At 59.9% G+C, this 19,477-nt stretch carries 26 protein-coding genes; 9 read left to right on the forward strand and 17 right to left on the reverse strand.

What is annotated here, in order from left to right:
* Nucleotides 1-215 precede the first annotated feature (215 nt).
* From NL126_RS21150 to NL126_RS21160, 3 genes are all read right to left on the reverse strand, one after another.
* Nucleotides 216-488, reverse strand: coding sequence for a DUF7967 family protein (locus NL126_RS21150; RefSeq protein WP_255198975.1), 273 nt, complete (start codon nt 486-488; stop codon nt 216-218).
* 137 nt (nt 489-625) lie between these two features.
* On the reverse strand, nt 626-964 hold the full coding sequence (locus NL126_RS21155) for a four-helix bundle copper-binding protein (RefSeq protein WP_255198976.1): 339 nt from the start codon (nt 962-964) through the stop codon (nt 626-628).
* 251 nt (nt 965-1,215) lie between these two features.
* Nucleotides 1,216-1,815 carry an AsnC family transcriptional regulator gene (locus tag NL126_RS21160; protein ID WP_255198977.1) on the reverse strand — a complete coding sequence of 200 codons (600 nt, stop codon included), beginning with the start codon at nt 1,813-1,815 and terminating at the stop codon, nt 1,216-1,218.
* Between the two features lie 251 nt (nt 1,816-2,066).
* On the opposite strand from NL126_RS21160, the gene NL126_RS21165 reads away from it, so the two are divergent.
* Complete coding sequence (locus NL126_RS21165; RefSeq protein WP_255198978.1) at nt 2,067-3,395, forward strand: permease; 1,329 nt, start codon at nt 2,067-2,069, stop codon at nt 3,393-3,395.
* Between the two features lie 247 nt (nt 3,396-3,642).
* Here NL126_RS21165 and NL126_RS21170 read toward each other — a convergent pair whose 3' ends face one another.
* A complete protein-coding gene (locus tag NL126_RS21170; protein WP_255198979.1) occupies nt 3,643-4,236 on the reverse strand; it encodes a helix-turn-helix transcriptional regulator in 594 nt (197 codons plus the stop codon).
* 131 nt (nt 4,237-4,367) lie between these two features.
* Nucleotides 4,368-5,771 (reverse strand): permease, encoded by a 1,404-nt coding sequence (locus tag NL126_RS21175; RefSeq protein ID WP_255198980.1) that lies wholly within the window; start codon nt 5,769-5,771, stop codon nt 4,368-4,370.
* Between the two features lie 293 nt (nt 5,772-6,064).
* Here NL126_RS21175 and NL126_RS21180 point away from each other — a divergent pair, with 293 nt between their 5' ends.
* Genes NL126_RS21180 through NL126_RS21190 form a run of 3 tightly spaced genes read left to right on the forward strand, consistent with a single transcriptional unit; the run spans nt 6,065 to nt 7,871 of the window.
* Nucleotides 6,065-6,391 carry a hypothetical protein gene (locus NL126_RS21180; protein ID WP_255198981.1) on the forward strand — a complete coding sequence of 109 codons (327 nt, stop codon included), beginning with the start codon at nt 6,065-6,067 and terminating at the stop codon, nt 6,389-6,391.
* Between the two features lie 16 nt (nt 6,392-6,407).
* Nucleotides 6,408-6,941 (forward strand): SRPBCC family protein, encoded by a 534-nt coding sequence (locus NL126_RS21185; RefSeq protein ID WP_255198982.1) that lies wholly within the window; start codon nt 6,408-6,410, stop codon nt 6,939-6,941.
* Nucleotides 6,942-6,965: 24 nt separating this feature from the next.
* Nucleotides 6,966-7,871 (forward strand): universal stress protein, encoded by a 906-nt coding sequence (locus tag NL126_RS21190; protein ID WP_220581207.1) that lies wholly within the window; start codon nt 6,966-6,968, stop codon nt 7,869-7,871.
* A gap of 12 nt (nt 7,872-7,883) precedes the next feature.
* Here the strand turns inward: NL126_RS21190 and NL126_RS21195 are convergent, their stop codons facing one another.
* The 3 genes from NL126_RS21195 to NL126_RS21205 are packed head-to-tail and all read right to left on the reverse strand — an operon-like array spanning nt 7,884 to nt 8,804.
* Nucleotides 7,884-8,159: a DUF7521 family protein gene (locus NL126_RS21195; RefSeq protein WP_220581206.1), complete on the reverse strand. Its 276-nt coding sequence runs from the start codon at nt 8,157-8,159 to the stop codon at nt 7,884-7,886.
* A 4-nt stretch (nt 8,160-8,163) separates the two neighbouring features.
* Nucleotides 8,164-8,451, reverse strand: a complete 288-nt coding sequence (locus NL126_RS21200) for a DUF7521 family protein (RefSeq protein ID WP_220581205.1) — start codon at nt 8,449-8,451, stop codon at nt 8,164-8,166.
* 2 nt (nt 8,452-8,453) lie between these two features.
* The gene (locus NL126_RS21205; protein WP_220581204.1) at nt 8,454-8,804 is read right to left on the reverse strand and encodes an ArsR/SmtB family transcription factor; all 351 of its coding nucleotides are present in this window, start codon (nt 8,802-8,804) and stop codon (nt 8,454-8,456) included.
* 116 nt (nt 8,805-8,920) lie between these two features.
* On the opposite strand from NL126_RS21205, the gene NL126_RS21210 reads away from it, so the two are divergent.
* The gene (locus NL126_RS21210; protein ID WP_220581203.1) at nt 8,921-9,568 is read left to right on the forward strand and encodes a plastocyanin/azurin family copper-binding protein; all 648 of its coding nucleotides are present in this window, start codon (nt 8,921-8,923) and stop codon (nt 9,566-9,568) included.
* A 60-nt stretch (nt 9,569-9,628) separates the two neighbouring features.
* Nucleotides 9,629-10,054: a hypothetical protein gene (locus tag NL126_RS21215; RefSeq protein ID WP_220581202.1), complete on the forward strand. Its 426-nt coding sequence runs from the start codon at nt 9,629-9,631 to the stop codon at nt 10,052-10,054.
* Here NL126_RS21215 and NL126_RS21220 read toward each other — a convergent pair.
* A complete protein-coding gene (locus NL126_RS21220) occupies nt 10,047-10,580 on the reverse strand; it encodes a hypothetical protein (protein WP_220581201.1) in 534 nt (177 codons plus the stop codon). The genes NL126_RS21215 and NL126_RS21220 overlap by 8 nt on opposite strands.
* A gap of 348 nt (nt 10,581-10,928) precedes the next feature.
* On the opposite strand from NL126_RS21220, the gene NL126_RS21225 reads away from it, so the two are divergent.
* Both NL126_RS21225 and NL126_RS21230 read left to right on the forward strand, forming a co-directional pair.
* Nucleotides 10,929-11,459, forward strand: coding sequence for a S16 family serine protease (locus tag NL126_RS21225; protein ID WP_255198983.1), 531 nt, complete (start codon nt 10,929-10,931; stop codon nt 11,457-11,459).
* Between the two features lie 45 nt (nt 11,460-11,504).
* On the forward strand, nt 11,505-12,539 hold the full coding sequence (locus NL126_RS21230; protein WP_255198984.1) for a hypothetical protein: 1,035 nt from the start codon (nt 11,505-11,507) through the stop codon (nt 12,537-12,539).
* Between the two features lie 18 nt (nt 12,540-12,557).
* Here NL126_RS21230 and NL126_RS21235 read toward each other — a convergent pair whose 3' ends face one another.
* Both NL126_RS21235 and NL126_RS21240 read right to left on the reverse strand, forming a co-directional pair.
* A complete protein-coding gene (locus tag NL126_RS21235) occupies nt 12,558-14,267 on the reverse strand; it encodes a carbamoyltransferase family protein (RefSeq protein WP_255198985.1) in 1,710 nt (569 codons plus the stop codon).
* A 31-nt stretch (nt 14,268-14,298) separates the two neighbouring features.
* Nucleotides 14,299-14,970 (reverse strand): cupredoxin domain-containing protein, encoded by a 672-nt coding sequence (locus NL126_RS21240; protein ID WP_255198986.1) that lies wholly within the window; start codon nt 14,968-14,970, stop codon nt 14,299-14,301.
* 169 nt (nt 14,971-15,139) lie between these two features.
* Between NL126_RS21240 and NL126_RS21245 the strand changes: the two genes are divergently transcribed.
* Complete coding sequence (locus NL126_RS21245) at nt 15,140-15,595, forward strand: ArsR/SmtB family transcription factor (RefSeq protein WP_255198987.1); 456 nt, start codon at nt 15,140-15,142, stop codon at nt 15,593-15,595.
* Nucleotides 15,596-15,871: 276 nt separating this feature from the next.
* On the opposite strand, the gene NL126_RS21250 is transcribed toward NL126_RS21245, so the two are convergent.
* From NL126_RS21250 to NL126_RS21275, 6 genes are all read right to left on the reverse strand, one after another.
* The gene (locus NL126_RS21250) at nt 15,872-16,180 is read right to left on the reverse strand and encodes a plastocyanin/azurin family copper-binding protein (RefSeq protein WP_255198988.1); all 309 of its coding nucleotides are present in this window, start codon (nt 16,178-16,180) and stop codon (nt 15,872-15,874) included.
* Nucleotides 16,181-16,315: 135 nt separating this feature from the next.
* Nucleotides 16,316-17,050, reverse strand: a complete 735-nt coding sequence (locus NL126_RS21255; protein ID WP_255198989.1) for a CPBP family intramembrane glutamic endopeptidase — start codon at nt 17,048-17,050, stop codon at nt 16,316-16,318.
* Nucleotides 17,047-17,778: a DUF1405 domain-containing protein gene (locus NL126_RS21260; RefSeq protein ID WP_255198990.1), complete on the reverse strand. Its 732-nt coding sequence runs from the start codon at nt 17,776-17,778 to the stop codon at nt 17,047-17,049. The genes NL126_RS21255 and NL126_RS21260 overlap by 4 nt, the downstream gene beginning before the upstream one ends.
* A 12-nt stretch (nt 17,779-17,790) precedes the next feature.
* Nucleotides 17,791-18,234 carry a hypothetical protein gene (locus NL126_RS21265; protein ID WP_255198991.1) on the reverse strand — a complete coding sequence of 148 codons (444 nt, stop codon included), beginning with the start codon at nt 18,232-18,234 and terminating at the stop codon, nt 17,791-17,793.
* A gap of 11 nt (nt 18,235-18,245) precedes the next feature.
* Nucleotides 18,246-19,247 (reverse strand): DUF63 family protein, encoded by a 1,002-nt coding sequence (locus NL126_RS21270; RefSeq protein WP_220619846.1) that lies wholly within the window; start codon nt 19,245-19,247, stop codon nt 18,246-18,248.
* Nucleotides 19,244-19,468: a DUF7123 family protein gene (locus NL126_RS21275; RefSeq protein WP_220619845.1), complete on the reverse strand. Its 225-nt coding sequence runs from the start codon at nt 19,466-19,468 to the stop codon at nt 19,244-19,246. The genes NL126_RS21270 and NL126_RS21275 overlap by 4 nt, the downstream gene beginning before the upstream one ends.
* Nucleotides 19,469-19,477 lie beyond the last annotated feature (9 nt).

A 19,477-nucleotide genomic window follows, 5' to 3' on the forward strand; every position in this document is an offset into this window, starting at 1 on the left:
GCTGTTCAGCTGTCTCCGCTGTTTTCGATCCTCACATTTCCCTAGGACTGTTCTTCGTTATTGAAGCGAGGGGCCGGTTGCGCTTCGGATGTCTCACCAGAGAATTCCCACGGACAGAAGAACGAGGACCTCCTCCCGGTAATTTAATGACACAATGAGTGCGCTCGATGGCGATTCGTCAAACAGAATCCTTCCGAAAGCGCTAGCCATTCGCTTCAAATCGTATCATCGGGGTCGTGTTGGGCGCTCATCCGCTTGGCTTCCGATTCGTATCGTTCCCGGAGTTCCGAGTCATCGACGTTTTCGAGATCAGACGCCGAGACGTCCTTCGCAGCAGTCACCGAGTCCAGATCGATAGCCTGTGCGGCGAGTTCTCGTCGGAAGAGCCGCGTGCCATCGGGAGTTGCGTACTTGAGGACGATGAGGTCGCGGTTGTTGTACCCGCGGTCAACGAGCCACACACGAACGTCGTCCGTCTCGTCTGTCATACGCACACGGAGGATGACCCAGACGTTAGGTCGTTCGATTACGTGCGAACGACCAGACTATCGTATCCTCGATTGGTCGGGTGATTGCCTGAGAGCGACGAAGAAAGTTGGCGTCCGAGAATCGGTGCCGTTGTGGCTTACGCCATCGAACGGCAGGACTCCGCGCACTCGCGGAGCGGTTCGACACAAGCCTGACAGTGGTCGTGGTCGTGCTGTTCACACTCGTCGGCGCAAGCTTCACACACGTCGGCGCACGTCTCCGCGATGTCGCTGTTGAATTGCGAGCCCGATGCACAGAGCTGAGCGCACGTCGAGGCGACTGTGACTACGTCGCGGCAGAGTCGCAGGCACTCTTCCATCTCCTCGCCCTTACCGATGCACTCGTCGGCGCAATGGGCGCACGCCTTCACAGCTTCATGACAGTTGTCGATACACTCGCGGGTCGAATCGTCGAGCAGATCGTTGATTTGAGCCATCGCGTTCAGTACTACGTCCGACTCCTTTTCGTGAGTTGTGGCTACCAATCCAAGTGGGGAAACAAACGATTCCCTCCTGTCCGCTTAGGGGCTCGAAAAGGCAGATATCGGTCATCTGGTGCATAGATGAATCAGCGTCTGACTTCACGTTGGAGCGAATCGACGCTCCAGTTGTTTCACACCCCAAAATAGCAGGCTGATCAATCCAGGGTTTGTAATCGCGGACAAGGAGCTGATTCAGATAGCCGCGTCTACTCGTCGGCTGCCTGTTTCAGGGACTCGTACTGGTCGACGATTTTCTCCGCGCACGACGAGCAACAGACGTGATACAGGTCTCCGGAGTCCACCTCTACTTTTTGACCATCCCCCGAGATCGGTTTTCCACAAATCGTACACTCAATCGTTAGGTCGTCTGTTCCGAGCTGCGGCTGCCATGAAGAACCCAGAATTGACTTTACGTGATAATCCTCGATCTGATCGTCGCTCAGCGTGTCAGCGAGCAGCGAGCGGAGTTCGGCCGGGGGAAGAACCGCCTTGACGACCACCGTCGAGTCGACTGTGTAGAAGACGTGTTCCACTCCGTCGATATCTTGCAACTGGGAGAAGACGTCTTCAGCATGGGCGAGTCGCGTGTCGATTTCCACGAGACACTCGTCCTCGTCGGCGAACTTCGTTCGATCCACGTCGACCGTGAACCGCCGTATGACGCCGAGGTCACGCAGTCGGTCGACACGATTTGAAACGGTCGGTGGAGAGAGTTCTACCTCCTCCGCAATTTCGCGAAACGACCGACGGGCGTCCTCCAGTAACAACTCCAAGATAACTGCATCTGTTGAATCTAGCTCAGCCATGGGTACATGGATGGGCTGGGACGTTTTCTGACTACTGCTATTGAAATCGATGCTGATGAAACCCGGGTCTCGTCCTTATGGGTCATGCGAAACGAGGACTGGGAGAGTAGCCTGCCGTGTCCAATTCACCAGCCGGGTCAGAGTCTGGTATCTCAGTCGTCAACACGTTCCGGACAGAAAATCACGACCCTGTCTCACCCATGGAGTGTTAGCCGAAGGTCCGTAAAAGATCGAACCCCAAGTATCCATATATGGAGAAAAAAGAATACGCGATCCTCGCCGTCATCGCGCTCGCGACGGTCGCACTCGGTGTCGTCACGACATCGAAGCCCTTGTGGCCGTTCTTCGTCGAGAGCACGCGCCAGTTCCTGACGACGACCGCTGCGATGGCGTGGATCACGTGGTGGGCGCTCGTGATCGGCTTCGCAATCGCCGGCGGCGTCGAGGCGTGGACCTCCGACGAGAAGGTCTCGGACCTGTTAGAGGGCCACGGCTTCCGGGAGATCGGGTACGGGTCGCTGTTCGGGTTCGTCTCCTCGTCGTGTTCGTACTCGGCCATCGCGACCGCGAAGAACCTCTTCAAGAAAGGGGGCTCGGCGGCGGCCACCCTCGGCGCGTTCATGTTCGCGTCGACCAACCTCGTCATCGAGATCGGTATCGTCATCTACCTCCTGCTGGGCTGGCAGTTCCTCGTCGCGGACGTCGTCGGCGGCTTCATGCTGATCGGCCTGATGGCCTTCGGCTTCGTCTACCTCACGCCCGACGAGGTCATCGAGCAGGCCCGAGAGAACATTCAAGACGAGGGCGACTCGACCGTCCAGGATCCGGTCTGCGGGATGGAGGTCAACCCCGAGGAAGCCGACTACTCGACTGAACACGACGGTCAGACCTACTACTTCTGCTCGCAGTCCTGTAAGGACAGCTTCGACCCGGAAGAGGCCAATACCACGATTCGCGAGCAGGCGACCTCCCTCTCGGGTTGGAAAGCGCTCGCGGACAAGCAGTGGTCGGAGTGGGGGATGCTCTGGGACGAGATCGCCATCGGCTTCATCTTCGCCGGGCTCATCGCTGGCTTCATTCCCGAGAGCGTCTGGACCTCCGTCTTCTCCGGGCCGACGTTCGGACTCCCGGTGTACGTCTTCTGGACGGCAGTCTTGGGTGCGGTCATCGGCGTCGCGACATTCGTCTGCTCGGTCGGGAACGTCCCGTTTGGTGCCGTCCTCTACGCCAACGGCTTGCCGTTCGGGGCGGTGCTCTCGTACATCTATGCGGACCTCATCGTCCCGCCGATCATGGACGCGTACCGTGAGTACTACGGCACGAAATTCGCGGCCATCCTCTCTGGGATGATCTTCGTCTCCGCCGTGCTCACGGGCTTTGTCATTCATTTCATCTTCCTCGGGGCGGGGGTCATCCCGGATCCATCGAGCGTCCAGATTGCAGAGGTGAAGATCGAGATGAACTACAAGATGGTCTTGAACGTTCTCGCAACGGTGTTCTTCCTGTTCCTCTACTGGCTGCACCGTTCGGACTCGATCGGAGATGAGGAGCACGGCGAGCACGCTCACAGCGCCGACTAACGCTCTCGGTCTCTCGCGTTCAGTCGATCAGCATCTTTGTTGTGCCAGTAGTCGGTGATCGTGGTGACGAGTTCGTCGATGGATCTGACGCCTCGGGCTGGGACAGACACCCCGCGACCCCGGCGAAATAGTACTTGCACGCAATATAGACACGGCTGGTGAAAACGGGGTCACACGGACGTAGCTCGTCTCGAGTTCAGCACCCATGACGATGGTACCAAACGGTTCTAGTTCGTGGTAGCGATTGCTAGTGTGCCTGATTCTGCTGCAAGTCGTCACTCGGATAGATACGATACGTCCGCCCCTGCCGTTCACGATACAACAATCCGCGCTTCTCGAGGGCACTAACGGTCTGGCTCACCTTGCTCTTCGAGAACTCCGAGCGATCCCGGAGTTCGATCTGTGTGATGCCGGGCGAGGATAGGACTGGTTCGAGGATACGGCGTTCGTCTTCCGGAAGGAGGTCTAACACGCGAGCCTGTGGCTGAGATTCTGGATTGATGGCCCCATCTGCTTGGGTGCCCCCCTCCGGCGAATCGGCGCTCTCAGGGTGGGTCGGAACCGCCATCTCATTCTGTGAGCGGTCCTTTACATCTGTGCTGGTGAGGTCGTCCCGAGCCGCGAGATACCCTCCACCGATGACTGCCGAGACGAGGAGGGTCCCGAGGACGTACCAGAGCGGGTTCGTTCCGTGAACCGCCCCCATCGATATCCCCATCATCGATCCCATTTGCTCGAAGGCCTGCTGTTGCTGGTACGCTTGCCAACTGAGCACACCGCCGACAATGAGGACAGCAGCGACCAGGCCACCGACGACTGTATCGGCTCGCCGTCGATTCATCCATCCCACCTCGATCTGCCGGTATACTCGTTCATGCCTGAGAGTTGGTGAGACACCGGTGTACCAGTTTTGATTGGTCGAAGCAATACCAGGGTTGTCTGGCCGCGAAATTTGGTATCGAGACGTGGCGGTTAGTGATGCTCATGGCTCTGGGAAGCTTCCGTCCCTGAGATCTGTGGGTGGTGATGTGCAAATTCGGATGGGTGTTTCTCGAACGATCGCTTACACCGGTTCGAACAGAAGTAGTACGTCTCGCCGTCGTGGGTGAGACTCGGCCCGCTATCGTCGGTTCGCATCCCACAGACGGAGTCACGGTACTGGCCGGGCGCACCGAGTCCTCTCCGGTAGACGTAGAGAAGAAATCCGGAGAGTGTGAACGCGATGATGTTGAGGTAGAACGTGTAGTTGAGTTCGAAGTACGTCTGTTCGGAGGCAGTTTGTCCGCCAGCGAGGTTCGGGATTATGTCGAGCGCCGCGAACAGTTGCTCCATCAGGAAGCCGGTGAAGGCCATCGTGACGAAGAAGACGCCGAGGATGTACAGCATGACCTTCCAGCCGTAGTACTTCCGGTAGACGTTCAGTACGGGGATGGTGATGAGGTCGGCGTAGACGAACGCGATGACACCGGCAAAGCTGACGCCACCGCCCCACAATGCGACGGCGAACGGGACGTTGCCGATGCTCCCGACGAAGCTGATGACGGCGATCGCCACACCCATGATGGCGTTCTCGGCGCTGACGAGTAGTCCGTCGCCCTGGAGGAACAGGGTGTTCCACACCCGCTGGGGGACGAAGACGATGACGAACCCCGAAATGAGAAAGCCTGCGATGACGTCCTTCCAGATCATCGACCACTCCTTGCGATACTGATTCCCGATTTTGTACCACCCGCCCCACGAGAGGAGTTCGTCGCGCCACCCACCGCTACTGGCGGTTTCCTGCTGGTAGGTCTCCATACAGCCCTTCGAGCAGAACTTCAGCGTCTCACCCCCGTCGGTCACCAGCGAGTACTCGTCTTTGCCTTCCATCCCGCAGGTCGGATCCTCGGTGATCCCCTGGTCGTGGTCGCGTTGATTCAGTTCCTGTCGGACTTGCTCGAACAAGTTCTCGGGGAGCGTCAGATGGACGATCAGTGCCATGACGGCGATGAGGATGACGCCGCCGAGGAGTTCGGCAACCAGAAACTCCCACCCGAGGAGGATGAGGATCATCAGGCCGAGTTCGACGATGAGGTTCGTCGAGGCGAACATGAATGCCAGAAAATTTACCGCGTGCGCGCCCTTCTTGAACAGGCCTTTACTGATGGCGACGGCGCCGAAGCTACAGCCACTACTCGCGGCGCCGAACACTGTTGCCTTCGTGAGACCGCTCAGGTTTCCCTCTCCGAGTACTTTGGCCATTCGCTCTTTCGAGACGTAGACTTGGACGAGGCTCGTGATGACGAGCCCCATGATGATCGCCCAAGTTGCCATCCAGAGGAATCCGACGCCGATCCGTAGCGACTCGAGAATTCCGTCGACGAGGGCGGCTTGCATATCTAGATCATCACAGCCATCCGTTTTGTTAGTTGTTCTTAAGAAATAGTGGTAGTTCGGTGGAGTAATTTTGTATTCAAAGGTAATCCGTGCTATTTGCTGTGGTCAACCGTTCGATGACTGCGTTCGCGCTCAACAGTGGCTGCGCGTCATTGATTCGGCTCGCTGGTTGTTGCTTGTTCTTTCGTAGAGAGGTCTCACAGAGGTGAGCGTAGTATCGTTGTTTCTCCAACCATATTCCCGTGCTGTGTTGACAGAGCGACTCTCCCTTTCGAATTGTAAGAGAAACCCGAATGAAGGAGGCGAGCGTATCTCTAGTCATGAGCACGACTACCACAAATCAGGACACGTACGAAACAGAAACCACGACCAGTGTGATGCACCTCGATGCGCTGGCACTGGCAGGTGCAGCAGCAGTCGTCTCTGCCATCGTGATGCTCCTGCTCGGCATGTTCGGCGCGATTGGCGTCTACGAGGGTGCGGTCGGGATGATGGAACAGTGGCACCTGTTCTTCGAACCGACTGTCGTCGGGACAGTGGCTGGCATGGTCGAAGCAGCGGTGATCAGCTTCGTCGTGATATACGCATTCGCATGGTTGTACAACGCCTTCGCACGCTGAATCGAGGAGCCAAACCATGTACGTCACCGACAAAGCCGAAATCGTCATCGACGCATCGCCCGAGGAAATCTGGGAATACGTAACAGACCCCGTCCACTGGACGGCATCGAACCCCGAGGAACACTACGGACTCGAGTACGACACACCCGATAATCGTCCGCGCGAGGGTGCGACATTTCACCAAGCGGAAGAAGTCGCTGGGATGTACGCCGACCTGCACGGCCGCTTCCAGTACATCGATCATCCACACGTGGCGGTCTGGACTGGGACAGCGTACTATCCGGTTCTTCGTGGACTTGTCACCGTTCGAATCCCCGAAGGTGGTACGATTCGGCTCGAAGAGACCGAGGATGGAACCCGGATGTCACACGCCGTCTGGATGGACTTCCCGAATAACCGTCGGGGCCGGTTGCTAAAACGGCTCTTCACCACCGTTCTTGACGGGAAGGCCAAGCTCTACGATCACACCAACAAGGAGCTCGTCTTCTTCAAGGAACGCATCGAGTCGACAGCCCATAAGCCGCCAACACCGACAGACGAGAGTCCGTAGCAACATCAACGCACACATCCAACCATGTACACCGATATCCTCATCCCGACCGATGGAAGCGATAACGTCGAGCCTGCAATCCAGTGTGGACTTGAGCTCGCTCGCCGATACGACGCAACCGTCCACGCCCTCCACGTCGTCGACAGTTCGCCGATAGAACGAAAGCTGGAACTGACCGCGCTGGAAACCGACCTGGAGACACTCCCAGACACGTGGTACGACGCCGGTGATGCCGCCACCCAGGAGATCGCAACTCGAGCCGCAGAACATGGTCTCGACGCGGTAACTGAGGTTCGCCGTGGCATTCCAGCGCGTGAAATTCATTCCTACATCACCGATACCGGGATCGACCTCGTCTGTATGGGAACCCGAGGACACACTGGTCTCGACCGAGTCCTGCTCGGCAGTGTAACGACCCGAATCGTTCGCACTGTCGATATTCCCGTTCTCAGCGTCAAGCCAAAGCCGATGGAGGCGCTATCAGAATCCGAGACCCAGGGAGGCTTTGAGAATATCCTCGTCCCGACTGACGGGAGTAAGCCCGCACGAGAGGCAGTCACTCACGCTCTTGATTTGGCTCGGACGTACGATGCGACACTTCATGCCCTCTACGTTGTGGATAGAGGTGCCTACGCGTCTCGTCCGGGATGGACGTGGGACGAACTGCGGCGAGTACTGGAGCAAAACGGGGAGACTATCGTCGAAGACGTCCAGTCCCGGGCAGCTGCCGACGGTGTTTCAGTCGTTGCTGAGATCACCCACGGCGTTCCTCATCAGGTAATAGGGGCATACTGCGATGAACACGGAATCGACCTCGTCGTGATGGGAACACACGGACGGTCCGGTCTTTCACGACGGCTCATCGGGAGTGTGACCGAGCGGGTTCTCCGGAACTCGGATGAGCCAGTGTTGACTATTCGAGGAGTGTAGACGCGGCTTGAGCTACCGGCGAAGCGAGATGAGGAGGACCACGAATCCGAGCCCGATGGCGACCGATTCGATGATGTGGACAAGAGCGAGATCAAGCCCCCCGAACTCGAACAATACTCCTTCAATGAACACACCAAGAGTGATGATTCCAAAGCCAATTGCAGCATTTCGCATATAGTACGCACCCGTTCGTCGATACGCCTTGAAACTGTAGTACGTGATCAGGATACCGAGTGCGAGTACGAGCAAGCGGACGCCGATCAGAACCGCCGTCGTTGTCGCGACCACCCGATTACTCCTCCATTTCTTTGGTGTCGCGTCCGTATAGCGCGTACAGGACACAGAGCATACCGACAGCCACGATGATGGTCGCTACCGTGCCCGAGTCGGAGAGTGTGAGTCCGACCACGTCGAACAAGAGACCCTCGATGACGGCCCCGAAACTGATGAAGACGAAGCCAATCGCGACATAGAGCAGTGGTCGGCTGTTGTTCCGACGGTAGCCCCGGTACGCCTGATAGGCGATCAGGAATCCCAGAACCATTGTAACGAGCTTTGCAACGATGAGTCCAGGGTGCATGGTTATTCGTTCCTCATAGTATCCCAAATGCGCGTAAAGCGGTCGGCGGCGTCTTCTCGAAGTTCGATACGGACGTCGAATCCCGACTCGAGGAGCTGGATGTCGACGCGGTCGAGTTGGGCTTCGTATTCGCTGTAGTGGTGCCCATCCGGATCGATGTGCGTTCGCTCGATAAGCAGATCGTACTCCAGTAACGTGTTGACCCGTCTGGACACAGTCGAGACTGACATATCGCACACTTCGCTGAGTTCCTTGGCGGACATCTGTTTTCGGCGAGTCGCCTCGAGGATGGCGCGTGCATAGTCGTCGTCAAGGATTTCGAGGATCCCCGAGATATCTCGCTCCTCACTCACAGTCAGTGTTATTGTGAAAGAGTATATAAAGAAACGCCGATTTGCTGACCCAGCAAATCTGCTTTCCGGACTATGTCCCCCGAGTGTGTAGGTTCACCTGTAAGGTGACCGATGCCATGACCGACTCACTCTCACGTCGACGGATGCTCCAGCTGACTGGCGGTGCGGCAGTCGTTGGGCTTGCCGGGTGCACTGGAACGCAGAACAACGATGGCGGAGCGGCAAACGGCACGCCGACTGAGACTGGCCACGACGATAGCGGTACGGAGTCCGGTCACAGCGACGACGAGGATGGCCACGACGAAGCAGTCGGGGCACCGTCCGATACGGCCGAGGTGCGGATGATCACCGAGGACGGCGGCTACCACTTCGAGCCACACGTCGTGCGGGTGAACGTCGGGGGAACCGTCACCTGGCACAACGAAAGCGGTAGTCACTCGACGACCGCCTACCACCCCGACAACGATCAGCCCCAGCTCTCGCCCGACGGCGCGGCCGCGTGGGACAGCGGCATCGTCTCCGAGCAGGGTGCGACGTTCGAGCACACCTTCGAGACCGAGGGCGTCTACCACTACTACTGCACGCCCCACGAGACGCTCGGAATGATCGGCAGCGTCATCGTCGGCGAGCCCGACCCCCACGAGCAGGTCGCCCTCGAAGAGCCGCCGGCCGACAAGCCCGAGCGCGTCCGTGAGAAGCTCGACGAGCTGAACGGGATGATCCGGACGGCGCTCGGCGACGACCACGAAGAGGACAGCCAGTAGACCCACATAGCTTTCCCACCGTAGCAAGCACTTCTCATCAGGACCGAGGAGCGTCGACGGATGGGTATTTCAACACAGCAACAAGATCGACCACTCGCGCTCTGGGCACTCATCGCGACGATTGGTGTGCTCGGCGTGTCGGGACTCGCTGGCGGAGGCCAGTTCATCCTCGCTCCCTCAGGGCGTCTTATCGGTATCTCGCCGACGCTTCTGGCTGGCTCCCCGTTCGAGAGCTATCTGGTTCCCGGTCTCGTCCTCTTCAGTCTCCTCGGTGTGTTCCCGCTGGTCGTCGTGTACGGTCTCTTCCGTCGAAAACGATGGGCGTGGCCGGCGGCCATCGCCGTCGGCGTCGCGCTCGTCGTCTGGGTCCTCGTCGAAGGAGTCGTCATCGGATTCGGGAAACGGTTGCAGTATCCCCACCTCGTTCAGGGTGTGGTGATCGTCGGTCTTGCAGTATTTCCCTCTGTTCGAGCGGCTCTCAAATGAGTACGTTGTACCCGATGTGGGCGAGCGAAAGTGCGAGATATCCGAGCACGAGCGCCGCTAGGGTTCGTCGCGAAAGCGATGGAAGCCCTATATCGTCGGAGCCGTGAATCCGCTCACCGAGCGCGTACGCGAATCGCCCGGCGAGTAACGCGAACGGCAGGTGAACGAACACCAGCGGGAGCACGAGCGAGTCGAACCGGACTGTCGCCTCCAGCCGCGACAGGTACTCGAGTTTGAGCACGAATTCGAGGAGCGCAACGGTCAGCCCGGAGGCCACGGTCGCGAGCAACCCCTCTGTTTTCGAGAGGAGCTGGCCTCGCCAGTAACTCCAGCCGTAGAAGACGAGTATCAATGGGACGAACCGGACGAATGCCTCCTCGACGAGTCCGACCAGAAGTGTCCAGGTCGCGACGGTCGTCGCTCCGAGCAAGAGAAGTTCGAACTGGTAGGCGATCCACACGCCGACCCCGGTCACGACGCTGCTCACGCCCACGAGCCCGACCAGTGACCGATACCGGAGTGTCATGAGTGGTGACGAGACTGTGTCTATACATCAGCGCGCACCGAAATAGGCGTACCCTGTTCGAAACGCGTACACGAAGAGCCTTTATTACTGCACCCCTGTTACAGAGTACCACGGATACCCAGCGTAGCCACGCACCATACTGCTATGCCCACCGATGACTCCGCGTCCGTCTCTCGCCCGTCCGATACGGAAAGAGACGTTGTAGGACGGGTGGAAGAGACGATTCTGTCACGGCGGGGGTTCCTCGCAGGACTCGGCCTGGGGGGCGTCGGCGGCGCTGGGGCGGTTCTCGGCCTCACGCGAGCAGGCGAGGATTTTCAGTCGCTGGCGACGCTTGCGGGTGGGGCTATGCTTCCCGCCCCAACGCGCTACTATCTTCCAGCGGTCGACGGCTCCGGCGACGGCCTCGTCGTCCCGTTCGAGGCGGAGTTCACCGACGGGGACGGTGGGCTGTTCGTGAACCTGAACGGGATCGAGGTCCGTCACGACCTCCAGCTCGCGCTCCGAGAGGCGAGGGAGACGGCCACACGTCTCACCGGGGAGTCGCTCGCCAACACGGCGACGCACGTCACGTTCGAGCCCCCCGCCTCTGGTGTACTCGCACTCCGCGGGAAGAGCTGGGAGGCCGGTCTCACCGTCGCACTCGTCGCCAGCTTCCGTCAGGAGTCACTCTCACAGGAGACGCTCATCACGGGGATCGTCGACGACGAGGGCACGTTGCTCCCCGTCGGCGGAATTGAGGAGAAAGCGCGCGCGACACAGGCATTCGGGGCGACAGAACTGCTCGTTCCCGAGACCGAGACTGCTGATGTGGACGTGCGGGGGATCCGTATCATCGAAGTCCGATCGATTTCTGACGCTCTCGACCGGATTCTATGAGTTAGTCACCGTCAAATAATACGTCCGGAGGCTGTTTTGCACCCGATGGACGACCGAGAGCGGACGCGTCGCCGGTTTCTCGCCGCGGCAGGAACGGGGCTCACACTCGGCTTCGCCGGCTGTTCGGGCCAGACCGGTAGCACCCCGACCGACACGACCCCACCGACATCGACCACAACGCCCACTGCCACGGAGACGGCAACGGAGACAGCCGAAACGACCGAGTCACCGACCGAGACTGAAGCGTCGGGTCCGGGATACAAGAACAACCACTGGCACGGTCGGCTGTTCTTCGAGGTGAACGGTGAGCTGGTCGACTTCGACCAGCCGAAGTACTACCTGGAGAACCTCGAATCGCAGCAACCCGAAACGGTCTACTTCCACTTCCACGAGGACGAGGACGCACACGGACCGAACGAGTGGAGCAACGAGAAGCAGGTCGTCACGTTTCAGCGTGCGTTGAACCTCCTCCCCGGCATCGGCTACGAGCGACGCTCGGGTGAACACGTCGTCACCTACGAGGGAACAACCTACGACGCCCGACAGGGGGGAACCACTATCTCGATCAAGGAGGGAGACGAGACTATCGACCCCGCGAGCTACGAGGTCCAGCACGCCGACCACTACTACGTTCAGGTCACCACGGAAGACACGAAACGCAGCGTCGAGCCGACTCACGGCGGCGCGGACCTCGGGACGCTCCTATTCGATATGAACAACATCCGGGTCGACTTCTCACAGGAGAAGTATCTCGGACCGGACGTGGCCAGCGAGGCGTTCCACTTCCACGACGACGCCCACCCCTACATGTGGTACAAGGAGGGGTCGGTGACGCTCGCGGAGACGCTGAACGCCCTGCCCGGCATCGGTTACTCGAAGCAGTCGGGGAATCACGTCGTCGAGTACCGCGACGAGCAACGTCCGGACTACAGCCGGACCTACGACGCGAACCGACCCGAACATGAGATCACCATCAAACAGCGCACGAAGGAGATCGATCCGGAACGCTACGAACCACGAGCCGGTGACATCATCTGGCTGTACGTGAAGTCGAGCGTCATTCCCGAAAACGAGCACTGAGCGGGCACGATACTACTACTACTTCTCGACGACGAGGTCCTCCAAGACAAGGACGTCGAGGCCCATCCCGAAGAAGTCCTTGATGGCCTCAGTCGGGGTGTTCACGATGGGCTCGCCGTGGTCGTTGAACGACGTGTTGAGGACGACCGGAACGCCCGTGATGTCGGCGAATTCGCTGATGAGCCGGTGATATCGCGGGTTCTGGGTTTCGGTGACGGTCTGGGGACGTGTCGTCTCGTCAGCGGGGTGGAGCGCGGCCGGGATCTCGTCTGCCTTCTCGGGGAGGACTCCGGTTGTGGTGATCATGAACGGGTCTGGGCGGTCGGTCGACAGATACTCGTCGGCCGCCGATTCGAGCATCGAGGGCGCGAACGGTCGCCACTCCTCGCGGTGTTTCACGTAGCGGTTGACCCGGTCACGGGAGGCGCTCGTCCGCGGGTCGGCGAGAATACTCCGGTTGCCCAGCGCCCGCGGCCCGAGTTCGAGCCGACCCTGAAACCACCCCACGAGGTCGCCGTCGGCTAGTCGTTCGGCGACGTACCGTTCGAGGTCATCGGGTTCGTGGTACTCGAGCTTGTTCGTCTCGAGCAGCGAGCGGATCTCGTCGAACTCGTACGCCGGCCCCCAGTACGCGTGGGTGAACTCGGGCACGTCGCGCGGGGACTGGTCGAGCCAGCCGGCTCCCAGTGCGAGCCCGGCGTCGTGCGCGACCGGCTGGATGAACACCTCCTCGACAGCTGGTGACTCGATGATCGCCTTGTTCATCTTGCAGTTGAGGACGACGCCACCGGCGAGCGCGACGTTCGCGGTCCCGAGGCGTTCACAATACGTCTCGGCGATGTCGACGACAGTCTCCTCGAGGAGTCGCTGGGCGACGTGCGCGAGGTCCTTCTCGAACTGGGAGAACTCTCCAGGGGTGGCGCGACGCGGCCGGTCGAACAGTTCTTCGAGCCGCTCGGTGGCCCGTTCGGCGTTGAACTCCTCGACGAGCCCGGTCACGTCGTAGTCGACGCCCGGCTCGACGGCCTCGCGTAGGGTGCGTTCGATCTCCTCGTCGCGCTCGCCGTAGGGCGCCAGCCCCATCACCTTCCCCTCGCCGTTGAACATCCGGTAGCCGAGGTACTCAGTGACCGCGGCGAAGAACAGCCCGAGACTGCTGGGGTGCTCGTAGGTCCGGATGCGTTCGAGACCATCTTGAGTACCGTGCCAGACGACCGTGGAGTCGTACTCGCCTTTCGCGTCGACCGTCAGGACGACCGCCTCGTCGAAGCCGGATGGATGAAACGCGCTCGCGGCATGACACGCGTGGTGCGGCAGGGTTTCTATCTGTGGGACGTCGCCGAGCGCCGACAGGCGGTGTTCGATCTGCCGCACGGGGTAGAACTGTGCCTGCGTCTCGCGAACGAACTGCTGTTGGAGTCCGTACGCCTTCTGGACGAGCCCTGGCCGGGCGAGTCGTCGCCTGAAGTAGTGGCCGAGGATGTGCTTTCGGAGCGTGGGGTCGTACGGGAGGAGCACGCGGTCGAGGTCTCCGAGTTCGAGTTCGTGATGGTCGAGACAGGCCTGGATAGCCCGTTCGGGAAATGTGTTCGCCGCATGTTTCTGCCGGGTCAGCCGCTCCTCTTCGACAGCGAAGACGAGTTCTCCGTCGACGAACAGCGCGGCGCTCGGGTCGTGCTGGCCATACAGGCCGATAGCGGGCTTGAATGCGAGATCATAGTGGGGCATAATTCAGGAGGCGATTGGGAGACGATACCGTTCAGTCGTGACTATCTGTCTCCCCTCCGCTGTCGGTTGAGTTCGTCCCGCTCCCCCCGGAGCCGCCGCCCAGTGCCTCGGTGACACGCTCGTTGAGCGACTCGATCTTCGTCGCCGCTTCGTCGGGAAGGCTGCCCTGTGGCGGCTGGAGTCCCGGTTGCCCGCCCGAGTCTGGATTGCCAACGACGACCGTCCCGAGCATGCCTGTCGCCTCGTGGGGGACACAAAAGTAGTCGTAGACGCCGGGCGTCTCGAACGTGTGCTCGAACGTCGCACCCTGTTCCGATATCGTCCCGCTGTCCCACGCGTTCGCTCCGTCGGGGATACGCTGAGGTTTGTCGGTCTTTTCGGCGTAGGCGGTCGTCGTGTGCGATCCACTGTCGAGTTCCCACGTGACGGTTCCGCCCGTTTCGACCCAGACGACGTGCGGTTCGAAGTGCGAACTCTCGTCGGTCGTCGCCATTGTCACCGTGGCGCTCGCGTTCGGCCCGTCGAGTGACGCTCCCTCGGCGTCCGAGTGGTCGTCATCGCCTGCCCCGGTTTCGCTTCCGTGCTGGTCGCCAGCACCGTCAGATTCCTGATTCGAAGAGCCAGTACAACCAGCGATACCGACCGCAACAGCGACACCAGCGCCGGCGACGAACCGGCGACGTGTTGGTTGGCTATCTTTCATGCGTTGAAATTCTCGGCTAGCAGGGCCATTATTACCACAGAGATAAGTCCACACTCTGTCGTTTTGGAATAGCTCTAGCCCGTGTTCAGTCGCTGCTGAAGAGCCCTTATCAAGCATCTAACCACACCGAGTCGAAGCGATTACGGTATTGCCGGGGCAGCCCCCACCTATGCTTCGCCACTCTCCCACGTCCGCTGACCACGTCCTCGGAATCGACGATGAGGAAACAGAGGGCGTGTTGAACGCGCTCTCGCCGGAGTCCGCTCGGCAGATTCGCTCCGCCCTCAACGGGAAGCCTGCAACGGTCTCAGAGCTATCTGACAGGACGGGATTGACCCCACAGAACGTCTCCTACCACCTCGGGAAACTCGCCGATGCAGACCTCGTCCGCACCGACGGAACACGCGAAACGGGGGGAAAAGAAGCGACCGTCTATACTGCTGGGAGACGTGTCGTCGTCTCGACCGAAAGCCCCACCCGACGCCGTCGACCGGATCTCGGTGTCGTGGGGCTCATCGTCGGCGTCGTTCTGGCAGCGGCCTGTCTGCACTCGCTTGTCGAGCCATCAGCCAACGGCCTTGCGATGGTACAGTCCGGATTCGATGTTCTCAGTGTGCTGTTCTGACTCCATCTCGAGGTCGATGCGGAGCTGGTTCGTTATCATTCCACTGAGTGGCATCGATACGACCAAGCCGTATCCAACCATCTACTGGCCACTCGTGCTGTCGAGTCGACTCTCGTAGGCACGAGCAAAACGACGACGTAGACCATCTCAACGACATCGAGCGTAGGTATGAACCGGGCACTCTAATCGTCGCCTCCATTCCACTCCTACCACCCACAGAAATCAGCGAGGATAGTCTCCAAGAGTATTCTTTTGTTCCTATCCAGGTATATCCACTCATTCGACAATTACGGTTCCGATCATTCCGTTCTCCTCATGTGGAAGGCAAAAATACCGATACGACCCGGTGACCTCGAACGTATACTGGTACGTTTCTCCGCGCTCGAGAAATCCACGAGCTGACGTGCTCTGTCGGACCGCCTGTTCGGATTCGTAGCCTCCGCTAGCGAAATACGCTGCGTCCTCCGGAATCGAATCCTCGTAGGCCGACGCCGTGTGAGGGGCACCACCCTCGTTTTGCCACGTAACGGTCTCTCCAGATTCGATGGTGACTTCTGCTGGGTCGAACCGAAGGTCGCCAGTCATCGTCACGGTCGGCCCTGAGGAGCCAGTGAGGCCGCCGATACAGCCTGCGAGAGCCGACATCCCAGCCCCCAGACCGATTCCACTCTGGCGAAGCACCGACCGCCGTGAGTGTGTCTCTGATGGCACCTGGGCCCCCTACAACGCCGTACCCTGTGTAACCGTATAGTATGCAAGACCGAACTGGACTGCGTTGTATGCACCGTGGATGAGAGCGGGGACCGCGAGGTTGTCCGTGAGTTCGTACGCCGCCCCGAGCACGAGGGAGAGCGTGAAGACCAGGCCAATATACACGAGTTTCCCGCTCCCCTGGAGGGAGAAGACGTGTACCATCGCAAAAATGAGGCTGGCCAAGACGATCGCTCGCGCCGGATGGAACGATTCTCGCAGTGTTCCCTGAATGAGTCCCCGAAATAGGAGTTCCTCACCAGGACCCACCAACAGGAACGAGAGTGGAATCAACACCAGAAAGACGGTTGGCTCTTGGCGTCCGATCTCGATGATCTGGTTGCTGGCGTGGTCGAATCCGAGATACGCAATCACCGCCGAGAGTACGCGAACCGCAACCAGTAGCGCGATGAATCCCCCGACGACCCATGCGATGTCACGACGCGTCGGAACGCGTAGCCCGATGAACTCCAGACCACTGTCGCGGGTCCGTAGATAGACGAGTGCAACACCTCCAAACGTCACTCCCTGGAGTAACACTGTACTCAAACCAAGGCGTAGCGCCGGGCGGTCCAAGAGAGAGATCCCGACAGCACTGAGCGACTGTGAAACGAGCAGCAGGAGAATCGCCCCGATGACAAAGCTCCCGAGCGCGACGCCGAGAGTAACGCCCACTGCACGGAGCTGTCGCCGAACGTTCGTCATGACTCCAGTCCCCCGTCACTCGATTCACTTGTCGATGGTCCTCTTTCTGATGTGGAGAATCGCTGAAGCTCGAGCGTCTTCACCCGTGTTGCCAGTGCGAGAAACGTCGCGGTGAGCGTCAACGTCACTGCCGCGGCCGCTGCGAGGTCGTGCGCTCGCACCGAATGGTTGAGAACGCCATTGGCGAGTTCGGCCCGTAGGAACGTGTGATGGAATTCACCGACGAGCGGTACGAAGTAGTCCACGATGTCGTTGAATCCGTACCAGACGGTGGCGACGGCGACCGCACCGACCGAGAACTCGGCGTAGCGATAGATCAGGAACGACTGCAGACTCATCGCGAGATGGCTCACGATGAGGAACCAGTAGAGCCAGGGTTCGATGCCTCCCGGCCCGTTGAGAACCAGCTGGACGAACGGTGTCCAGAGGCCGAGTTTGATGTTGCCGTAGAACGCGAGCATATGGAGCCACTCGACGTCGTAGTCGAGTTTCCACGCAGCGAGACTGAGCGCCACGAAAAGCGTCGCGGCGGGACTATCGGGGACGAACGGCCACATGACGAGTGGCGTCTGTGCGAACTGAAAACGATAGTACCAGAGGCCGAACGCGGTCCCCGCGAGATTGATCGCAACGATAATCCACACATATCGGAGTGCGAAGTTCTCGACGCGCTGTGGTAGCGGTGCGAGGTAGCTAGGCAGACGATCTGAACGTGTTGTCGAGGTCATTTTCGAAATAGATTACATTCCGGATTCGGAGCCGCGCCGATTCGTCATAATGACGCCACTAATTAGCATCAGCACCGCAAGTGCGACCATACCGAGATCCCACCCCATACCGGCGGTCATCGTCGATTCCATGCCACCAGTCATTCCACCTTCCATTCCGGACCCCATACCCATTCCCCAGTTCACGCTACCGGTAACACCGACCAGCGCCTGGTTGAGCAACATCACGAGCGAGTAGCCGATCATCAGGGGACCACTCGCGTTCCCGAGCCGATCCGCATAGGGCGTCAGCAGAACGACGCCGTGGACGACCACGACGACGCCGAGAAGCGCCATGAGGAGCCCGCTGTTCGAGCCCATCATCCCGGTGCCACCTGTCGCGGAGAGCAGCGAGTAGACTCCCGAGACGAGTGCGATTGCCGCGCCGTACTGTCGTGTCGTACCGTTTGTGTTCATCGTCTCCATTGTCAGACTCCGAGCATCATCCGAAGCGATCCACGGACGCCCATCGGGAGCCCAATCGCTCCGATGAAGAACGTCATGAGCCACCACCAGGTGTGGTTCATTTCGTCTTTCGCGTCCGCGAGGTACCACACGATACCGCCAGTCACGAGGAGTTTGAGGACGAACGTCGACCCCGAGAATCCGGTCGCCTGGTACACGAGATTCGTCACAACCAGCTTGGGTGAATAGCCGAGGAACGTGACGCCGATGAGATTCTGCGCCGCATCCCACATCTGGCCGAAGACGGCCAGCAGGAACAACGGGTGTCGAAGGTGTGCGACATCGACGACGCTCGCTCCCCAGTAGTAGAGCGCGGTCATACCGAGGGCGATCCCCGTCGTCGCGACCGGCACCCACACGCGGAGTGGAGCCGACGTCGAGAGCCCGTGCCAGAGCGCCCACCCGACGGCACCAATCGCCCAGACCGTTCCAACGAGACCGACTATCGACGGGATGGACCCGATATTCCGGTTACGCGCGAGTGCGCCGACGCCGAGTGAGAGGACGGTGACGGCGGTGACGACGAAGTAGATCGACGGCGTGATGAACAGCACGGCGTAGTCACCGAGCAGGCCGATATCCTCGAGGGCGCGCATCGCTCCGCCAGCAACGATGATTGGCGCGAACCCGTACGCGAGTCGAGCGTCGTACGTGACATCGAGGGAGTCGAGATACGCTCGGAGCCCGGGGAGACTGTACACGACGGCCGCGAGGTACGTCACCGTGTTCACGGCGTTGTATCCGCGGACGGCCCGTATTCCCTCGTGCGTGACTGGCTGGCCGGCAGCGTCGGCGACGACCGGACCCCAGAGGTACTGCCAAACGAATCGGTCGTAGACGAGCGTCGGGAATGCGAGGAGTGCTGCACCGACGAGAACGACCGGGGCGAGCAGATACAGGACCCACCACTCCCGAGTTCCAGTGGCGGGGAGGGCGGTTTCGACGCGGCGAGTGACGGTGCTCACGACTCGCTCACCTCCAGTCGCCACGTCGTGCTCTTCGAGCGTCCCCACTGTTCGAGCGACACGTCGGTGAGGTCGTCCTGGAGCTGGCTCAGATACTGTGCGACGGCTTTCGGCGATCCGTCGAGGTCGCTAGCGATATCCCGAGCCCGAAGGTACGTGGGCTCAGTATCGGCCGTCTCGACGAGGTACGCGTGCACCTTGCGGCGGGAAATAGAGGACATGGATCAAGT

Source organism: Halorarius litoreus (genome assembly GCF_024362405.1).
Classification (GTDB): domain Archaea; phylum Halobacteriota; class Halobacteria; order Halobacteriales; family Haloarculaceae; genus Halorarius; species Halorarius litoreus.